General features: G+C 39.8%; 24 protein-coding genes. All 24 read right to left on the bottom strand.

Annotated features, from left to right (window positions below):
- Positions 1-102: 102 nt before the first annotated feature.
- Positions 103-861: a 30S ribosomal protein S2 gene (gene rpsB, locus ACW0TQ_RS16765; protein ID WP_042534995.1), complete on the bottom strand. Its 759-nt coding sequence runs from the start codon at positions 859-861 to the stop codon at positions 103-105.
- A gap of 177 nt (positions 862-1,038) precedes the next feature.
- Positions 1,039-1,506 (bottom strand): DUF6115 domain-containing protein, encoded by a 468-nt coding sequence (locus ACW0TQ_RS16760; protein ID WP_042534996.1) that lies wholly within the window; start codon positions 1,504-1,506, stop codon positions 1,039-1,041.
- 27 nt (positions 1,507-1,533) lie between these two features.
- On the bottom strand, positions 1,534-2,310 hold the full coding sequence (locus tag ACW0TQ_RS16755; RefSeq protein WP_256704841.1) for a FliA/WhiG family RNA polymerase sigma factor: 777 nt from the start codon (positions 2,308-2,310) through the stop codon (positions 1,534-1,536).
- Positions 2,311-2,334: 24 nt separating this feature from the next.
- Entirely contained in the window at positions 2,335-2,826 is a 492-nt protein-coding gene (locus tag ACW0TQ_RS16750; RefSeq protein ID WP_193064976.1) for a chemotaxis protein CheD, read from the bottom strand.
- Position 2,827: 1 nt separating this feature from the next.
- Positions 2,828-3,466: a chemotaxis protein CheC gene (locus ACW0TQ_RS16745; protein ID WP_042534999.1), complete on the bottom strand. Its 639-nt coding sequence runs from the start codon at positions 3,464-3,466 to the stop codon at positions 2,828-2,830.
- Complete coding sequence (locus tag ACW0TQ_RS16740; RefSeq protein WP_042535000.1) at positions 3,463-3,942, bottom strand: chemotaxis protein CheW; 480 nt, start codon at positions 3,940-3,942, stop codon at positions 3,463-3,465. The genes ACW0TQ_RS16745 and ACW0TQ_RS16740 overlap by 4 nt, the downstream gene beginning before the upstream one ends.
- A 26-nt stretch (positions 3,943-3,968) precedes the next feature.
- Positions 3,969-5,036, bottom strand: a complete 1,068-nt coding sequence (locus tag ACW0TQ_RS16735; protein ID WP_455725845.1) for a protein-glutamate methylesterase/protein-glutamine glutaminase — start codon at positions 5,034-5,036, stop codon at positions 3,969-3,971.
- A 4-nt stretch (positions 5,037-5,040) separates the two neighbouring features.
- On the bottom strand, positions 5,041-5,892 hold the full coding sequence (locus ACW0TQ_RS16730) for a MinD/ParA family protein (protein WP_455725844.1): 852 nt from the start codon (positions 5,890-5,892) through the stop codon (positions 5,041-5,043).
- The gene (flhF, locus tag ACW0TQ_RS16725) at positions 5,889-6,977 is read right to left on the bottom strand and encodes a flagellar biosynthesis GTPase FlhF (RefSeq protein ID WP_193064973.1); all 1,089 of its coding nucleotides are present in this window, start codon (positions 6,975-6,977) and stop codon (positions 5,889-5,891) included. The genes ACW0TQ_RS16730 and flhF overlap by 4 nt, the downstream gene beginning before the upstream one ends.
- Positions 6,974-9,007: a flagellar biosynthesis protein FlhA gene (gene flhA / locus ACW0TQ_RS16720; protein WP_042535006.1), complete on the bottom strand. Its 2,034-nt coding sequence runs from the start codon at positions 9,005-9,007 to the stop codon at positions 6,974-6,976. The genes flhF and flhA overlap by 4 nt, the downstream gene beginning before the upstream one ends.
- A gap of 20 nt (positions 9,008-9,027) precedes the next feature.
- Positions 9,028-10,107, bottom strand: a complete 1,080-nt coding sequence (flhB, locus tag ACW0TQ_RS16715; RefSeq protein ID WP_042535008.1) for a flagellar biosynthesis protein FlhB — start codon at positions 10,105-10,107, stop codon at positions 9,028-9,030.
- Between the two features lies 1 nt (position 10,108).
- Positions 10,109-10,888 carry a flagellar biosynthetic protein FliR gene (gene fliR / locus ACW0TQ_RS16710; protein WP_455725843.1) on the bottom strand — a complete coding sequence of 260 codons (780 nt, stop codon included), beginning with the start codon at positions 10,886-10,888 and terminating at the stop codon, positions 10,109-10,111.
- 5 nt (positions 10,889-10,893) lie between these two features.
- Complete coding sequence (gene fliQ / locus ACW0TQ_RS16705) at positions 10,894-11,163, bottom strand: flagellar biosynthesis protein FliQ (RefSeq protein ID WP_042535012.1); 270 nt, start codon at positions 11,161-11,163, stop codon at positions 10,894-10,896.
- A 46-nt stretch (positions 11,164-11,209) separates the two neighbouring features.
- Positions 11,210-11,875, bottom strand: coding sequence for a flagellar type III secretion system pore protein FliP (gene fliP / locus ACW0TQ_RS16700; protein WP_042535014.1), 666 nt, complete (start codon positions 11,873-11,875; stop codon positions 11,210-11,212).
- The gene (fliO, locus tag ACW0TQ_RS16695; protein WP_052485095.1) at positions 11,868-12,539 is read right to left on the bottom strand and encodes a flagellar biosynthetic protein FliO; all 672 of its coding nucleotides are present in this window, start codon (positions 12,537-12,539) and stop codon (positions 11,868-11,870) included. The genes fliP and fliO overlap by 8 nt, the downstream gene beginning before the upstream one ends.
- Positions 12,540-12,572: 33 nt before the next feature.
- On the bottom strand, positions 12,573-12,935 hold the full coding sequence (locus tag ACW0TQ_RS16690) for a response regulator (protein ID WP_042535016.1): 363 nt from the start codon (positions 12,933-12,935) through the stop codon (positions 12,573-12,575).
- A 37-nt stretch (positions 12,936-12,972) separates the two neighbouring features.
- Positions 12,973-14,190: a flagellar motor switch phosphatase FliY gene (fliY, locus tag ACW0TQ_RS16685; protein WP_042535019.1), complete on the bottom strand. Its 1,218-nt coding sequence runs from the start codon at positions 14,188-14,190 to the stop codon at positions 12,973-12,975.
- Positions 14,180-15,172, bottom strand: a complete 993-nt coding sequence (gene fliM, locus ACW0TQ_RS16680) for a flagellar motor switch protein FliM (RefSeq protein ID WP_193064967.1) — start codon at positions 15,170-15,172, stop codon at positions 14,180-14,182. Before fliM ends, fliY begins: the two co-directional genes overlap by 11 nt.
- A gap of 31 nt (positions 15,173-15,203) precedes the next feature.
- Positions 15,204-15,623, bottom strand: coding sequence for a flagellar basal body-associated protein FliL (gene fliL / locus ACW0TQ_RS16675; protein WP_193064966.1), 420 nt, complete (start codon positions 15,621-15,623; stop codon positions 15,204-15,206).
- Positions 15,616-15,834, bottom strand: a complete 219-nt coding sequence (locus ACW0TQ_RS16670) for a flagellar FlbD family protein (protein ID WP_040980122.1) — start codon at positions 15,832-15,834, stop codon at positions 15,616-15,618. The genes fliL and ACW0TQ_RS16670 overlap by 8 nt, the downstream gene beginning before the upstream one ends.
- 54 nt (positions 15,835-15,888) lie before the next feature.
- Positions 15,889-16,686 (bottom strand): flagellar basal body rod protein FlgG, encoded by a 798-nt coding sequence (gene flgG / locus ACW0TQ_RS16665; RefSeq protein WP_042535024.1) that lies wholly within the window; start codon positions 16,684-16,686, stop codon positions 15,889-15,891.
- 81 nt (positions 16,687-16,767) lie between these two features.
- On the bottom strand, positions 16,768-17,133 hold the full coding sequence (locus tag ACW0TQ_RS16660) for a TIGR02530 family flagellar biosynthesis protein (protein WP_042535026.1): 366 nt from the start codon (positions 17,131-17,133) through the stop codon (positions 16,768-16,770).
- Complete coding sequence (gene flgD, locus ACW0TQ_RS16655) at positions 17,133-17,645, bottom strand: flagellar hook assembly protein FlgD (protein WP_319022576.1); 513 nt, start codon at positions 17,643-17,645, stop codon at positions 17,133-17,135. Before flgD ends, ACW0TQ_RS16660 begins: the two co-directional genes overlap by 1 nt.
- Positions 17,646-17,690: 45 nt before the next feature.
- Entirely contained in the window at positions 17,691-19,505 is a 1,815-nt protein-coding gene (locus ACW0TQ_RS16650) for a flagellar hook-length control protein FliK (RefSeq protein ID WP_455725848.1), read from the bottom strand.
- Positions 19,506-19,515: the final 10 nt, after the last annotated feature.

The raw sequence follows: 19,515 nt of genomic DNA, 5'->3' as shown, positions 1-19,515 counted from the left end.
AATTCCTCCTAAAAAACGTTAATTTTTGTTATTCCTTCTTCTTTCCTGAAAAAAGGGTGATAAAAGGCTTCTATCCTCTTATCACCCTCACCTTTTAAAAGATTACTCTTGGGAAGCAGCTTCTTCAGCAACTTCTGCTTCTAATTGGTCTTGTTCAGAAACAGGTTCTTCTGTTTCTTCACCTTGTTTTACTTCTAGAATAGCATCTGCCATTTTTGAAGTAAGAAGTTTTACTGCACGGATTGCATCATCGTTTGCAGGGATTACATAATCGATTTCATCCGGATCACAGTTTGTATCAACGATTCCGATAATCGGAATGTTTAGTTTGTGTGCTTCTGCAATTGCGATACGCTCTTTACGAGGATCGATTACAAATAATGCATCTGGAAGTTTTTTCATTTCTTTGATTCCGCCTAAGAATTTAACAAGACGATCTTTTTCTTTTAATAAGTTTACTACTTCTTTTTTAGGAAGTACTTCGAAAGTACCGTCTTCTTCCATTTTCTCAATATCTTTCAAACGGTTAATACGTTTGCGGATTGTTTGGAAGTTTGTTAATGTTCCACCTAACCAGCGTTGGTTAACATAGTACATGCCTGAACGCACTGCTTCGTCACGTACAGAATCTTGAGCTTGTTTTTTTGTACCTACGAAAAGTACTGTACCGCCGTTTGCTGCGATTTCCTTCACGTAGTTATATGCTTCATCCACTTTTTTAACTGTTTTTTGTAAGTCGATGATGTAGATGCCGTTACGCTCCGTAAAAATGTATTTTTTCATTTTCGGGTTCCAACGACGTGTTTGGTGACCAAAGTGTACACCAGCTTCTAGCAATTGTTTCATTGAAATTGCTGCCATAATAAATTCCTCCTAATTGGTTTTATTCCTCCGCATTTATCTTCTTTATAAGAACACTGTATATCAGCACCAACCTTATAAATCCAAATGCGTGTGATTTTTAGCTAACTAATCATAGATAGACTATTTACACCAAAGGTTACTATACCACAACCTCTCCAAGGAGGCAAGTGATTTCTACGACTTTTTTTGATGCATTTTGATAATTATTTCAGCTTCTGTTTTTCCACAGTTTAACTTTTTAGCTATATCGTCTATTGTTTCTCCGTTTGTGTGAAGCTGCAGTATTTTGGCTTCCAAGGATGTTTCTACTTCATCTTGATAAGCAGCAGGTTGAAAATCCTCTATAGGCTGCGTTTCTTTCTCTGTCATCGCAGCTCCCTCTTTCTTCTTCTCTGCAGGGGGGAAAGGAGGATACTTTTTTATGCTGTCATGCTTTACAGGACTTTTGTCAGGCTGTTTATCCTCTTCCAGAAGTCTTTGCAGCATTCTGTTCTCTTTCCTTATTTCTTCCAAAGTCTCTTTCAGTACATTTTCTGCTTGTTTATTACCATTAGCATTCTGCCTGTTCTTTAATAATAAATAAATAGCTAATATTGAAATGCCATGTAGTAAAAAGCTGATCATCCATAGTAATGTTGACATATTTTTTCCCTTCCATACATGCTCATATTAAACCTGGGTGATTTTTTGCAGCGTTGAGCGTAATTTTACAATGCTTCGCTTATGGATTTGTGAAATACGGGAAGTCGTTAATTCCAATACTTGTCCAATCTCTGTAAAGGTTAATTCCTCTTGATAAAAAAGACTGATAACAAGCTGTTCTTTTTCATTTAATGACTTGATTCCTTCTATTAATTCGTCCTTCCACTCTTCTTGGATAAGCCTTTCTTCCGGCCTGAGCTCCGGTTTATCTGATACATTGTAGCCAATACCTTCTTTCAGGTCATTCTCCTGCCCCTTTGGTTTATCTTCAATAGAAAGCATGTTGCTCAGTACCATATCCCGTAATGTTATTTCGACGTCCTGAATAGGCATTCCTGTCATTTCGGCAATATCCTCCGGCTGTGCTTCCCGTTGATTTTTTTGCTCAAAAATCTCACTTGCCTGCTCCACCTTTTTTGTTTTCTCACGAATCGAACGTGGCAGCCAATCTTCTTTTCTTAATCCATCCATGATCGAACCTTTAATTCGAAATGAGGCATATGTATCAAATTTCAAATCACGTTTCAGCTCAAATTTGTGCAATGCATCATACAGACCTAGCAAGCCATAGCTGCGGATTTCTTCACGATCCACACGATTAGGCAATTGACTTACAATTCTTTCCGTATGAAAGGAAACAAGATACATGTAGTTCTCAATGAGTAGATTTGCTGCTTCATTATCTTGACTGGTCATCCAATGCTTCCATAAAATTTGTTCTTGTGAAGGCTCTAATGAACTCACGATGACACACTCCTTTCAAATCGGTTAAATTGTAAAGACATTCTGATTACGTTTTCTGATGGAAAGCTTGGACGTTACTGGATCAAACTCAATCGTTCTCCCCAAATTACCGCCTACATCTGAGGAAACAACTTTAATATTTAATTTTCGAAGCGCGTCCTGGACTGCTTCTATATTCTTATCACCAATCCGCATAAAGCTTGTTCCTTTACCAACCTGAAACATTTGCGCTCCCCCGGCCATTTTTGCTTTCATATTTCTGGCTCCCTGTTCCTGAAGCATTTCTAACAGCTGCGGGATGGCTGTATCTGCATATTTCATCTCACTTATACTGCCGGCTTTTGCTTGGCTGGAGTCAGGCAATAAAATATGAGACAATCCAGCTATTCCACGCCTTTCATCGTATAATACCGTTCCAATACAAGAGCCAAGCCCCAGCGTTCGAATCGTATTAGGGGATCGAACAATTTTCGTATCTGCAATACCGACATTTACAATTGTTTTCGTTATACTCATCTTAAGACCATCCTAATTTGGCAAAGAGCTTTTGAAAAGATTCTGGATCAGGAATAAAAAGGAAATTCCCTCTAATCTGTTCATGGCCTCGTTCCTCTTGCCTTATTTCCGTATCAATAATAATTGCATAATCTGTTACCTGAGAAATTTCTAATAAGCCCATTGTCATAATAGCACCAGCCATATCGATTCCCAGATGTGGAACAGAAGGCTGCAGATTCATACCAGTAAAGTCAGAAAGCGCGGTAAGATACGACCCGGTCAAAATATTTCCTATTTCACTTAATGCAGACATAGCAATCTCTAATTCTATTCCATCCGTCTCTTCTGATAATCGAAATTCCGGATTATGCGTCAGCTTTTGTACCAGATACTCTGCTTCTTCAATATCAACGACAATAGCCATTACACCCGTTATTTCCCCTTCCACCTGAAACATCAATCCGACAATAGGCTGTTCCGGTCCGCCAACCAATTCAATGACTTCGTTAAAATCAGCAATCTCCACATTAGGAACCAGCATATCTATTTTATGACCCAACAGCTGTGATAAGGAGGTTGCAGCGTTTCCAGCACCTATATTCCCTATTTCTTTCAAAATATCCTTCTGAAAGCTCGTTAATTGGAAAACATCCATCATTGATCATCCAATTCTTTTGTTTTTATTTCTTCTAAATTTAATAATTTATAAATATCTAATAATACAATCAGCCGATTATCCAGATGAGCAATAGAATGGATGTATTCTTTTTTTACAGTGCCAATGGTTTCCGGAGGATTTTCCAAAAGATCAACCGGGATGTCTAGCACATCATTTGCATTGTCTATAATCAACCCAACTTGTGTCTCATCAATCTTGGTGATGATTATCTGATCTTCTTCCTTGTTATGCTCCGGCTCTTCTTCCAGCCGAATGCGCAAATCAATGACAGGAATAATCTTCCCTCTAAGATTAATCACACCTTTAATATAATTTTTTTCGTGCGGGACGCGTGTAATAGGCAAGGATGTTTCAATAGACTCTACAAAGTTCACCGGCAACCCATACTCACTGCCATTCAAATCAAAAATGATTGTTTTTTCTAATCTTTCTGGAGTTAACTGTTCTTGTGTCATGCCAATCTTTCCCTTCCGGTTATTTGTTATTTAACAAGATTGCTCAGCTGGCTAGCCATTTGATTTAATGGCACTTGATAATCAGCTAGCCCCTCATTGATAATAGACTTCGGCATTCCATATACAATAGCTGTCTCTTCTGTCTCTGCAAGTGAAACGACATGAGAATTTGCTTTTTTCAATGCTTTTAAGCCAAGCGTACCGTCATTCCCCATCCCTGTTAAGACGCAGGTTACAATCTGATAATTCTTAAGAGAACACAGAGAGCGGAATAATGTATTGACGGACGGACGATGACCATTATCCAGCGGTTGTTGATTTAATGAAATCATTAATGCCATGCCGCTGCTTTTCACTTCCATATGGTATCCGCCCGGCGCGATGTAGACCGTTCCCTTTTTCATTAATTCTCCATGTTCCGCTTCTTTAACAGTCAACCGGCTAATTTGATTTAACCGTTCTGCCAGAGACGCAGTAAATCCAGGAGGCATATGCTGTACAACAGCAACAGGAACACCAAGATCTTTCGGTAAAGCGGTAATGACTTTCTGCAGCGCTCTCGGGCCTCCAGTAGACGTTCCGATGGCAACCATTTTTTTGGAGGAAAGAGAGGGCTTCGCAGGCATTGTCAATGGCTGCTGTATACGTTCTATCGGCACATGCTGCGCTGCTCCATTTATTTTTTTATGTACTTTTACGGTTGCTGCTGTATAGACCTTGTCGCATATTTCTTTTTCTACCTTTTTTATATCTAATGAAATCGCTCCGGACGGCTTTGTAATAAAGTCAACCGCACCTGTCGAAATAGCCTGGATGGTATAATCAGCGCCTTTTCTTGTTTCACTGGACAGCATGAGCACAGGAACAGGACATTCCTCCATAATCTGTTTTAAAGCTCCTAAACCATCCAGCTTCGGCATTTGGACATCCATGGTTACGACATCCGGATGCAGCTTTTTTACTTTATTTACCCCATCTTCGCCATGTACGGCAGTTCCAACTACATGAAATCTGCCATCCTCTGTTAAAATCTCAGAAATCATTTTTCTCATAAATGCAGAATCATCTACGACAAGAACATTAATTAGAGTCATTTCTTCACCCCTTCATGAAATGTTTTATCCGTTCTATGAAACTGCCAGATTTACGTACCGTTTTGTTTGTGTCATTTACGTACATTTGCAGGATCGACTCCATTGCTTTGGAAGCCTTCGTTTTCGGATATAACTTGGTATACGGTTTTTGATGCATGACAGCTTTCATTATATTTTCGTCTTCTGGAATACAACCTAATCTTCGAGCCTCTGCGTCCAGAAAGCGGCGAATAACCGTGTGGAAATTATCGAGAATATTGCTGCCCTCTGTTTTATTCCTTGAACGATTTAAAATAGTATAGATTGGCATATCCGGCTGATTAGATAATATATGCTTCACCATTCCATATGCATCCGTAATGGACGTCGGTTCAGGCGTAGTTACAATAAAACATTCATCTGCTGCCAAAATAAAAAATAATGAAGTCTCTGTCACACCAGCACCCATATCAAATAACACATAATCATATTCTCGCCATACCTTTTCCAGCCCTTGATAAAAAATAGCTTTCTTATGCTCATTAATTTCTAAGAAATCGTGCAGGCCAGAGCCTCCGGGAATATAATCTATGCCATAAGGACTTTTTACAATGGCGTCCTGAATGGAAATTTTATTATTTAAAACATCGGCAATAGAATAGTCTGTCTGCATACCAAGGAGTAAATCGATATTTCCCATTCCTACATCTAAATCAAATACCAGGATTTTATGATTCTCCTGTGCAAGTTTCATCGAAAAATTAAGTGTGAAATTTGATTTTCCTACACCGCCTTTTCCGCTGCAAACAGCAATCGTTTTTGCTGTCCTTTCAGGGGATAGCCGGTTTCGGAGCTGTTCAGCCTGGTCATAGCTCATTGTTCATCACCTATTATATAACGGCTAAGCTGATTTAAGGTTGGACTCAGCATGTCCTCGGGAACATCCTGCCCATTTGTCATATAGCCAATCCGGATGTCAGGATAATGAAATGCAGCATTCAAAATATTTCCGTATTGCTCTGTCTCATCTAATTTTGTCAAGATAAGCCCATGAACACCGATTGCTGTAAACTTTCCGTAAATATCCAGAAAATCTTTCGGTTTTGCCGTCATTGATAATACGAGATAATTTGTTACTTCTCCAGGGCTTATCCAGTCCGCCATATCTTTCAAGTAAGTTTCATCCCGATAATTTCTTCCGGCTGTATCTACTAAAATCACATCATAATCCTGCAGCTCCGCGATATACTGATGGTATTCCTGCTTGTTATACGCTACATGTACAGGTATATGAAGAATCTTTGCATATGTTTTCAGCTGCTCAACTGCTGCTATCCGGTACGTATCCAGTGTGATAAACGCAATTCTTTTATTTTCTGTCAGCTGCATGCGGGCGGCGATTTTTGCAATCGTAGTTGTTTTTCCTACACCAGTCGGGCCGACAAATTGAATCACTTTATGGTGATATGTAAAGCCTAATTGCAGCCCTTCCAAGCGCTTTTCTATTTCTTCATGGATTCTTTGCTGGAGGGCAGCAGTCTGATTCCCCCCTTCCTTGATGAGCTCCAAAGCAATATCAGGAAGAACCTCCTGCGCTGTCAGGCGGTCATATATCAGCTGTTCATCCGGCGTTAACCTGAGCTGGAGCTGTCTGTTCTGCGCTTCCAGGAGTTTATAAACCTGTTCCAGTTCTTTAGAATAAGAAACATCTGCTGCCGCTTCCGGAGTCTTCTCCTTTTGCAGTGCAGGAGCTTCTTTTTTGACAGTTGCTTTTTTAACAGGCTGAACCGGTTCCGGATCATAGCCGGCAACTACCTCTATATAATTCTTTTTAAAAAGCCCCAACATGCCGCCTGATTTAATTTGCCTGGATTGTAAAATAACTGCGTCTGTGCCAAAATCTTTCCTTACCTGCTTCATTACTTCCGGCATAGACGGCGCTTTATATTTCTTTATCTTCATGCGATATTCACCACCCCAACACTTTGTACCTCCACAGTCGGTTCTAGTTCATTGTATGATAATACAACAACTTGAGGTAAGAACCTGTCTAACAATTGTTTTAAATACATCCGCACTGCCGGCGAGCATATAATAATCGTTGTTTCTTCCTGAAGGGATACTTTTTCCGCTTCCTTATGAATCGCCTGCACAATTTCCTGCTGCTGATCCGGGTCTAACGCTAAGTAATTGCCGTGCTCTGTCTGTTGAACATGGTCAGCAATTGCTTTTTCAATCTTTCCGGATATCGTAATCACCTTCAACGCATTATCATCTTTTACAAAGCTTTTTGTGATTTGTGATGCTAACCCTTGTCTGACGTATTCTCCCAGCACATCTGTATCATTAGTCAATCTGGCAAAATCAGCTAATGTTTCAAAGATTACCGGCAGATTCCGGATAGATACACCTTCTCTTAAAAGCTTCGACAGTACTTTTTGAACATCGCCGACGGACAATGGTTCCGGGGTTACTTCCTCGACTAAAATCGGATTTGTTTCTTTTAAGTGATCAATCAGCTGTTTTGTTTCCTCTCTTCCCAAGAGCTCAAATGCATGTTTTTTAATCACTTCTGTCAGGTGAGTCGATACAACAGAAGGAGGATCAACGACCGTATAACCGGATAATTCCGCTTCGTCTTTTACATTTTCACTTATCCATTTTGCAGGCAGCCCAAATGCAGGCTCTTTTGTATCAATTCCTTCTATATCATCCTCTAAAAAGTCGGGAGCCATCGCCAAATAATGATCCAGCATTAATTCACCGCTGGCAACCTTGTCTCCTTTTATCTTTAATTGATATTCATTCGGCTGCAGCTGGATATTATCCCTGATTCTTACTACAGGTATTACGAGTCCAAGCTCAATCGCCAGCTGTCTCCGTATCATAATGACCCTGTCCAGCAAGTCTCCTCCCTGGGATGTATCCGCTAAAGGAATTAATCCATAGCCAAATTCAAATTCAATCGGATCCATATTCAAGAGGCTGACCACATTTTCCTGCTGTTTGAGAGCGGTCGATTCGGTTTCTTCTTCCTCTTCCTCAGTAACTTGTTCCGGCTCCACACTTTTCTTCTCCATCCAGTACCCGCTGAAGGCTAAAAAAGCGGCCAGAAGCGTCGTTAAGAAAAAGTTGATTGGAGTCAGACCAAGCAGAAAGATTGTTCCTGCTGCGATATATAAAAGCTTCGGAAATTGCAGCAGCTGACCTGTTACATCCGAACTTAAATTACTTCCCCGGGCAGACCTTGTAACGACAATCCCTGTTGCCGTTGAAATAAGCAAAGCAGGTATTTGACTGACCAGTCCGTCCCCAACAGTAAGACGTGTAAATAATTCAACGGACTCTGACAAAGACAAGCCCATTTGAGCCACCCCGATAATCATTCCGAAAAGTACATTGATCAGAACGATGACAATCCCGGCGATAGCATCTCCTTTAACGAATTTACTTGCCCCGTCCATGGATCCATGAAAGTCGGCTTCATTTTCAATTTTTTCCCGCCGTTCTTTCGCCTGGCTCTCTGTAATTAAACCGGCATTTAAATCCGCATCGACACTCATCTGCTTCCCGGGCATCCCATCGAGGGAGAACCTGGCAGCAACTTCCGATACACGTTCTGCCCCTTTGGTAATAACAATAAAATTGATAATAACTAAAATAATAAATACAACAAACCCGACTAAAGGGTTATTTCCAATTACAAAGGAGCCGAATGTTTCTACAACTCCTCCTGCATTACCTTCCGAGAGAATGGCACGGGTTGTGGACACATTTAAAGCTAACCGAAATAATGTCAACAACAAAATCAGTGTTGGAAATACGGAAAATTGCAATGGTTCCGTGGTATTCATGGCTACTAAAATAACAACCAATGCAAGTATTATATTAATTAATATGAGAAGACTTAAAAATTCTCCAGGCAACGGGATAACCAGCATAACAATAACCAGTATAACGCCTATGAGAACCGCAATATCCCGGAATTTCATTTCCATTCTCTCCTAACTTCTTACGCTTTTTTCTCCATTTGATATACATATGCAAGAACCTCTGCTACAGGCTGAAAGTATTCTTCCGGAATAACTTCGCCGATTTCAGTTGCAGCATACAGCGCTCTTGCCAATGAACGATTCTCTACCATTTGAACATGATGTTCTTTCGCAATTTCCTTGATGCGCTGTGCAATGCTGTCCGTCCCTTTCGCAATAACAAATGGTGCTTCTGCCTTTGCTTCATCATATTTAATGGCAATGGCATAGTGGGTCGGGTTGGTAATAATGACATCCGCTCCCGGAACCTCGCTCATCATTCTTCGGGTTGCTATCTGTCTTTGTTTTTCTTTCATTTTTGATTTAATTAACGGATCCCCTTCGACATTTTTATACTCGTCTTTAATGTCTTGCTTGGACATCCGAATGTTTTTTTCAAAATCGTATTTTTGATATAAATAATCTAGCACTCCTAAAAAAATCAATAAAGCAATAGCCGAGAATGCCATGATGGTAGTAACCCGTGCAAAAAAGCCCAACGCTCCTTCAGCATCTAAAAATGCAGTCATCAGCATCTGATCTTTATTCATCCAAATGACGGTAAATGTGACCGTCCCAACCAAGGCGATCTTCAATAATGATTTCAAAAATTCCACTAATGCCCGAATAGAAAAAATCCGCTTAGCTCCCTTAATCGGGTCAATTTTTTTCAAATCAAACTTTAACGGCTCTGTTGAAAACAGAAATTTGACCTGAAGCAGATTTGCTGCTACACCGGAAATAACGGCTATCACCATAATTGGGGCAACCATTAAAACCGCTTGAAGGAACGAATCATTAAACATCATTTGAACCGAGTGATTCGTCACATCCCAATGAATGTATTCTGTAAATGATTTTCTGTAAAAGCTCGTCATATATTCCAGAATATAACCGCCAAAAACAAACAATCCGATAAAGCAGCCGAGCAGCAGGATAGCTGTATTGATATCCTGACTTTTGGCAACACGTCCTTTTTTACGTTCGTCCTGCCTTTTCTTTGGAGTTGCTTTTTCTGTTTTTTCCCCTGCAAAAAATTGTAAGTCTAATGTCAATTTCACATTAAACACCTCCAAATAAAGCCATTAACTGCTCCATTACACGGAACATTGCTTCAAAAACAGATTGCAGCAAGCCGATGTAAAGTGCTAGAAATACAAGAATTGCTACAAAGCTGACAAGGATTTTTAATGGCAGCCCAACGACAAACACATTCATCTGCGGTACTGTCCGAGCCACAATCCCTAAGGCAACATCCACTAAAAACAAACAGCCTACAATGGGAACTGCGATTTGGAAAGCAATCAGAAACATTGTGTTAAACGTTGTCAGCACAAGTTCAACAATGCTTTCCTCTCCAAATGGAATAAATTGATCTAAAGGGATATATGTGAAACTGTTCATCATCCCATTCAAAATCATATGATGGCCATCTACGGATAATAGAAATAACAGAGCAATAATATAGAAATACTGGCCTGTCAACGGACTTTGCGCCCCAGTTTGCGGATCTATCACATTGGCAATCGCAAATCCCATTTGAAAATCAACAAATCCCCCGGCAACCTGAATAGCTGAAACAAGAATAAAAGCAATCAATCCGATACAAATTCCAATGAGAGCTTCCTTAAACAGCAGGAATAAATATAAATCATTCAGCGCAACATTACTGATATCTACCGTAGAAATTAAAATGAATGTCAGAAAAAAACTGATTCCTATTTTAAATTGAACAGGAACAGACCGATAAGAGAATAGAGGCATAATGACAAAGAAAGCCATAATCCGGACAAATATTAACATGAACGCAGGAACAAGGTTCCAATTTATCATTTCAATCATCAGATCTACCCTATGTATTGGTTAATATTCATATATAGACTGGAAGTAAATTCAACAATGGTTGTTAACATCCAAGGTCCAAAAAATACGAGACCAAGTAGTACCGCCAAAATTTTTGGAATAAATGCAAGTGTCTGTTCTTGAATTTGTGTTGTTGCCTGAAAAATACTTACAAGTAAACCTACGGCCAAAGCCAGCAGCAATACAGGAACCGTTATTAATAAAATTGTAAAGATTCCCCGTTCAGCCAGGGTTAATACTAATTCACTACTCATTAATTATACTCCTTCCACTTCCAATACCACTTTCAATACGGCTCTACTAGAAACCACCGAGCAGTGACTGCGTAATCAAATACCACCCATCAACCAACACAAATAATAATATTTTAAATGGCAATGAAATCATTACCGGCGGCAGCATCATCATCCCCATGGACATTAAGATACTTGCGACAGCCATATCAATAATTAAAAATGGAATAAAAATCATAAAGCCCATCTGAAATGCCGTCTTTAATTCACTGATTGCAAATGCAGGGACTAAAGTGGTTAACGGAATATCCTGTACCGTTTCCGGCGGTTCTGCCTCTGTATAACTCAAGAATAATTGCAAATCCTTCTGCCTTGTATGCTGCGCCATAAATTCTTTTAACGGAACACTTGCATTTTCATATGCTTCATCCAACGTTATCTCCTCTTCAAAAAGCGGAGATAATCCTTGTTCATAGACTTCCGAAAAGGTAGGAGCCATGATAAAGAACGTCATAAACAAAGCAATACCGATGAGTACCTGATTTGGGGGCATCTGCTGCGTAGCTAATGATGTACGTACAAAGGATAAAACAATAATAATCCGTGTAAAGCTCGTCATTAAAATTAAAATTCCCGGAGCTAAGGAAAAAATCGTTAATAATAACAGGAGCCTCACAGAGGTGGCTATATTCGTCGGGTCAGAGCTAGAAAAGATATCTATAAAATCATTCATTTGAATCGTCCTTATGCTTATTAATTAGATTCTGGCGATTTTTACGAATCGATTTCAGCTCTCTGGTAAGTAATTGATCAAAAGACTTGCCAGACGCTTTCTTCCCATTATCATTTTTTTCTCTTGAAAAGAATGATAATGGATCTGAACCCTTCTCTGCTGACTGATCAAGTAACTGTTCTATTGTTTCTGGATCATCGATTTCCTCTAAAAGCTCCACATTATCTCCAACGCCAATAAGATAATATTTGTTTCCTGCACGGATAATTTGAACAGATTTATTTGCTCCGACAGATACTCCGCCTACATTTCTTAAGAGACCCGGCTGCTGATTAAACCCGTTTCTCTTTCCTAAAAACTTTAATACGACATAAACTAAACCTAATACGAGTGCCAGACCAATAACCAGACGCACAATCTGCCAGCCCATGGATGAATTAGAAGCTTCGTCCTCCACTAAAAATTCATTGTTATTGTCTATGATTGTATCTTCATCGTTTACATCCGGCTGTTCATTATTTAAATTTACTTCTTCTTCATTACACTCCTCTTCATTTTCGAGGCAGTCTAACACATTTGCTTCTGCGCCTACGCTGATTGGGAGCAGCAGAAATAATAGAATCCCTGCCCCCAACGCATATATACGCCATAATTGCTTCTTCAATCTCGTCAACTCACTTTTTAAATTGAAGTCTATTTAGCCGAGTGCTTTTTGAATTGCTTCAATGACACGATCTGCTTGGAATGGTTTAACAATAAAGTCTTTTGCTCCGGCCTGGATAGCATCAATAACCATTGCCTGCTGTCCCATAGCTGAACACATAATGACTTTTGCATTTGAATTAACCTGAAGAATTTCTTTTAATGCTGCTAATCCATCTTTTTCCGGCATCGTAATATCCATTGTTACTAAATCAGGCTGAAGTTCCTTATATTTTTCAACAGCTTCGTTGCCGTCCTGTGCTTCTCCAACCACTTCAAAATCATTCTTTGTTAAAATATCCTTGATCATCATTCTCATAAAAGCTGCATCATCTACTATTAAAATCTTTTGGCCCATTTTTTCTCTCTCCTTCAATATACCTAATTATGCATATCTATTTTCTTAAATGCTGGATTCTATCATGCTGACTGACGATATCTGTTACACGAACCCCAAAGTTTTCGTCAATAACTACGACTTCTCCTTCAGCAACTAATTTTTCATTTACCAGAATATCTACAGGTTCTCCCGCCAGTTTATCTAATTCAATAATAGAGCCGGCTCCCAGTTCTAATATTTCCTTGATAGACTGCTTTGTCCTGCCCAATTCCACAGTGACTCTTAATGGAATATCCATTAACATATCTAAATTCCGCTGCCCTTGATAATTGAGCGGAGCCTGCTCGAATTCAGAAAATGCTGCTTCCTGGACATCCGCTTCCTGGGAGCTTGGTCTTCCTAAAATCTCATCATTTTTTTGATTCGTAGTTCCTGTATTTCCAGCAGGCCTGACAGGTTGTTCTTGTTCAGCCTGTTTCTCTTCAGTTACCGGCGCAGCAGCAACTGCTGAATGCGTATTTACACTTGCTGCAGTCTGACTTACTGCTGTTTCTGGTTCCTCTTTGACAGAAGGCTCTTCTTTAGCTTCAGGAGCCGGATTCATTAATTGGTGTACTAATTCTTTAGCAAAATCCAACGGAACCAGCTGTACCATATTGGAATCTATTAAATCTCCAACCATTAACTTGAAAAATACTTTAACGTACACTTCGTCTTTAAATAAACCTTCTTTTTTTTGATTTTCCAGTCCATGAATAATCTCAGGCGGTGAAATATCTATTTTCTTATTAAATACAGTAGACATGCTGGTAGCAGCTGCTCCCATCATCTGATTCATGGCTTCTTGAACGGCACTTAGGTGCATTTCGTTCAGTTCTTTATCCGGGTTTGTCCCGTCTCCGCCAAGCATGATATCTGCGATTACTGCCGCATCCTCTGATTTAATGAAAAACACATTATTGCCAGTAAAGCCTTCTATGTAATTAACTTGAACACTCACAGGTTTAAATGTAACTTCTTCTTCTAATTGATCCTTGCCAATCACCGTGACAGCCGGTGTAGTAATTTCTACCTTCTGGTTTAACAGTGTAGACAGTGTAGTAGCAGAGCTTCCAAAGGAAATATTACCGATTTCCCCCAAAGCATCCTTTTCGATACTTGTTAAAAATGCTTCGTCCGCCGTCTGCTCCTGCTGGTCATCCTCCTGTTCATCTGCAGGCACCTTAAGCAGGGCATCTATTTCTTCTTGTGACAGCTTGCCGTCATTCATCATTTTCCATCACCCCATTCAATTCCTCTAATACTTGGACAGACATTTTATGCCGATACTTTCCCGGCTGTACAAGAAACTTAAATTCATCATTTACAGCCATTTTTAATGGTGCATCAATTGCTTGATCCAACGCAATCACATCGCCGACAGAGAACTTCAAAAATTCATCAATATTGATGGATGCTTCCCCCAGAACAGTTTTTACTTCTACATCGGTATTTTGAAGATACTTCGACATTCTTTGCAGACTTTTTTCATCTTTGTTTTTATTCGTCTGCATCCAATAGCTTGCAGAAAGCTTTGGTATAATCGGCTCCAAGATAATATGCGGAATACATATATTAATCATCCCGGATACCTCTCCAATCATAGCGGTTAACGAAACAACTACCACCGTTTCTGTGGGTGCAACGATTTGCATAAATTGGGGATTCTCCTCGAATTCTTCTAAAATGGGTTCGATATCTGTAACAGATGACCAAGCTTCCTTTAAGCTGACTTCTGCTTTCTCAAATAATTGTGTGAGCAAAATCTTTTCAATTTCTGTCAAACTGCTTGTTTTCGAACCAGTAGAACCTTTTCCTCCAAGTAATCGTTCCAATAATGCAAATGCTACATTGGGATTGATTTCCATGATTAAATTGCCATCTAATGGCTCCAAACTATAAATATTAAGTACGGTCGGCTTCGGTACAGAGCGTATAAATTCCTCATAAGGCACTTGATCGACAGAGGTAACATTAATATTCACGTATGTCCTGAGCTGTGTAGCAAAAAAAGTTGTCAGCAACCTTGCATAATTCTCATGCAGTCTTGAAATGCTGCGTATCTGGTCTTTTGAAAAACGTAACGCTCTCTTAAAATCATAAACACGAATGCGTTTTTCATCTTCTTCTTTTTTCAATTCTTCCGCATCCATTTCTCCTGATGTTATCGCTGAAAGCAAGGCATCAATTTCATTTTGCGATAATACCTCATCCATAAACATTGGTCACCTCCTGACATGATAGAATCTATTGAAGTATTTTCTTAATGGTATATACTTCGGTAACCGTTCCTTCTGTCATCATTTCATTTAAATCTGTTTTCAATGTATCCTCGAGCTCGTCCAGACCTGTTTGAAAATCATCCACTTCCATAACGGCCAATTCTTTAATTAATAAATTCGTAATTTGAAAGCCCCGTTTTTCTAATTCTTCCACTGCTTTATTATCATCTGTAATAACTTGAAATTGAACCTGGACATATCGGTCGTCCTTAATATCTGTAGTCACCTCTGGCGTTTCATAAGAATGGCTTACCATCTCATCAATCGATTGCTCTCCAGAAGTTTCTTCCGGCTCATTAACATAGATAACGATAATAAGCGTTGCTACAACGCCAACAAGTAATGTAATAATAGATGTCATAGCTATTTTTACTATTTTACTCATTCTTTTCACCTGCCTTTAACGGGAGTGCGGGAAACCCAATCTGGTGATAAAAGGCTGTTACCTTTTCAATAATTTCTTCTTCGCTTTCTTTGACAAACACCTTTTTTCCGTTTAATAGAGAAATGCTTGTATCGGCATATGCCTGTACCTGCTCAATCATGATAGCATTCAGAACAAAAGGTTCATTATTTAATCGGGTTAATCGAATCATACGTTATCGGGACTAACCTGATGTCCATTCAGGTCAGTCCCCTTCCCCCTTTGCTTATCGTTTTAGATTAACAAGCTCTTGTAAAATTTCATCAGACGTTGTAATTATTCTCGTGTTTGCCTGGAATGAACGCTGTGCTGTAATCATTTCTGTGAACTCTTCGGATAAGTCAACGTTGGACATTTCCAATGCACCGCTGATTATTTCACCAGTTCCATTTGCTCCCGGACCTTCTAGACCTGTACCAACTAGTCCAGCATTATTTGTAGCGGCGTACAAGCTGCCACCAACTTTTTCCAATCCAGCTGGGTTGGAAAACTTCGCTAATGCGATTCGTCCTACTTCTTCTGTATTCTCATTAGCATCCGTATAGGTGACCGTTCCATCCGGCTGCACACTGAAACTCTCGGCATTTTCCGGAATGGTAAGATTTCCTCCTCCTTCAGCCTGTAAATAATATCCGTTTGCATTAACGATATTCCCGCCAGCGTCTAAGTAAAAGTTGCCTGCGCGGGTATAGTAATTTGTATCACCCTCCTGTACGACAAACATCCCATCTCCTTGGATCGCAAAATCTAATGGATTATTCGTTGTTTGTCTGGAACCTGGAGTATGTGTATTTGAAATGGCACCTTCCTGTGAACCAAGACCAACTTGAGATGCATTAATCCCGCCACGTCCATTTCCCGGTCCTTGTGCTGCTGAGGTTGTCTGACTCAGCATATCCTGAAAATTAATATTCGATTTCTTATAGCCTGATGTATTCACGTTTGCAATATTATTACCGATAACATCTAATTTTGTTTGTGAATTTTTCATTCCTGAAATACCTGCGTACATTGAACGTAACATGATTATTTCCCCTTTTTATTTTCATTTGACCGCTTCTGTCATTCCGCGGCAATAGGCTTCCCATAAAGGGTCCGGCCTTTTTTACAATAAAATTGTTCCATCAATATTGGTAAATACTTTTTTATCTGCTTCTGATTGGTTTAGCGCTGTAATCACTGTATTATTTTTGACACTGACTACCATTGCATTGCCATCAATTACGACCAATGCATCTTTTACACCTTTTTGTTTTGCTTCTTTTACTTTCTCTTGAATAGACTGCCATTCTTGATTGCTAAGCTGGATATTCCGCTCTTGCATCCGTTCTGCGGCATGCTTACTGATTGTCAGCTCTTGCTGGTTTTGAAGAATATCTCTAAAGGAAATTGCTCCTTTTTTCGGTGCCGCTTTTTGTATATGCTGTTCCTGTGATATAGGTGGTACGATTGGTTGGATGGGGCGAACCATTATTCTTCTCCCTCCTCATTTTCCGAAGGGTCTGTCACCTCATTTTCTGATTCATTATCAGTTTCTTCTCCGGATGCTCCTACTTCAATAACGGTATCAGCATAGATTTTTTGGCCATTTTCTAAATGAAAAACAGCCCATCCATCCTGTTGAGATACAGAAATAATTTTGCCTGATTCCACACCTGTTTCTCTTCCGGTCTCTTTATCAAAGGTTCTATAATTTACCGTTTCTCCAATCATATGGCTATATTGAATAGCCGGAGATACGAGCTGATTATTTACTAAGAGTTCCATCGAATTAGACATATTCGTCATTTGCTCCAGGGAAGAAAATGATGCCATTTGCGCTATAAATTCTGATTCATCCATCGTATTCATCGGATTCTGGTTTTGCATTTGGGCAATCAATAATTTTAAGAATTCGTCTTTTCCCAGTTCAGAAGAAGGCTCTCTTGTTTTTGGCTGATTACTTAAGTATAAAGATGGATCTATAGAAGTGATCGTTGTCACCGCCTTTCAAATTCCGGCTACGTTTTTGTGCAGCTGTGGTTATTATTAAACTTGCTCCTCTATATTTTGCGATAGCAGTTTCTCCATAAATGATTCAAAGGATTCTGTTTCAGAAGACGAATCCTGTTCATTGGAGTCAGAAGCTGTTTCCTGGTGCTCTGAATGCTGCTCACTTTGATTTTCTTTCGCATTTTTCGATGCATCTGTCTGCGAAGCATTCACATTATCCTGCCTCTCAACCGATACCTGATGCGGTGAAAACACATTTCTCAGCTGGTGCAGATTCGATTCCAATACTTCCTTCACCGCTTTAGAAGAAACAAGCATCTGTACTGTCAACTCTCCATTTGTCTGTATAAAACGTATCGTCATATCACCTAGGTTCTCCGGTCTCAATTGGATGGAGATGGGATTTTGTCCCCGCACAAAATTTTGCAGGCGCTGACTTTGTACAATTGTTTCAATTTTCTCGATCAGCTCTTTACCTGATAGGCCTTTTGATGAATCTGTCTGCCCCATCTGAACAATAAATTGTTCTATCTTGGAGATAGGAAGACTATCCTGCTTAAAAACAGCCGGCGATGCATCTTGGAATGACGTTTGCAGCCAGGCTGCCATTTTCGGCTCGATCCGAGGAACAACTTCAGCTTCCGCTTTTACTGGCTGGTGGTAACCTGTTTCATTAGCTGTCTGCCTGACTAATTGGACATCGTTATTCTGCTTGATAACTCCAGGAGATACTTCTTTAAAAATGGATTGCAGCCACCCTGCAATTCTAGCCTCCACACGCTGTAATCCTTCTGCATCTAGTCCGGTTTTATCGGTCTGTTCGACCACCGCAGAATTTGCTTTACGGTTGTTTAGCATTTGTTCTTCTGGCAAGTTGGCGGCCAGCAATTGATGTGCAATTTGATTTACTATCTGACTAGAAACGGAGGAATCTGCTATTTGGAGCTGCTGGCTTATACCTTGGATGAATTGTTGTATTCTGGCTTGCTGCTCTGCTTGTTCAGCCTCAACCCAACTGCCTTTCATCTGCTCTTCAGTCATTAAACCGGCTTCAATCAATAAATCATCTATCTTTTTTTCTATTTGCTCCGCTGTTGCCCCATCGGCCCTCAGCATAAATTCATTAAAATCTTGCAAAGCCTTGATTACTTCCACATTTTCAAAGTCGTCAGCATCATTTATTTCTTCTTCCCGCAAGCCAGCTTCAAGCATTTGATACGCCATTTGACGTACAGTCTGTTCAAAAATGGAGGAATCAGCATGTTGCATTTGCTGGTAAATACCGTCCAGCACTTCCTGTTTATCTATCTCAGGATTTTCTTTAAAAAACTGCTCCCAATCCTGCAGCAATTGCGCTAATAAGCTGGATGTATCATGTATATCTGCAGTTTGTTCTATTCCTTGCAGCTGCTTGGTTATTTCGTTATAAATGTCTATCGCAGGCTGTAAATCTGCCATTGAGGATATTTCTGGGTGCTCCGCAAGCGCTGAAGATAGATATTGGCTAAGCAGATTCTCTATCTGTAATCTTTGCTGATCACCATTTTTTTCTAAAGAACTCTCTTGCTGAGTTACTGCATTTTCCATTAACAAAGCAACGATTTCTTCCTGCAAAACATCATTATCTTTCAAAATAGCAAGTACTTCATCAGGAAGTGATTCTCCTACCTGTTCAAACACATCTGCTAACTGCTGCTTCTGATTTTGCTGAAGCGGGGTTTTTATATCCCCCCTGGCAGGTAGTGACCCTGATTGCTGTAATAATAAATCACCAAAACGGGAGCCTTGCTGTGTTCTTGACTTGATACTCGCCTGATTGGAAAACATAAGATCAGCTATATTCAGCCTCATCGCATTCACT

This window comes from Oceanobacillus sp. M60 (assembly GCF_053839645.1).
The sequence above is the reverse complement of the archived record's forward strand: the minus strand, read 5'-3'. Positions and strand labels throughout refer to the sequence as shown.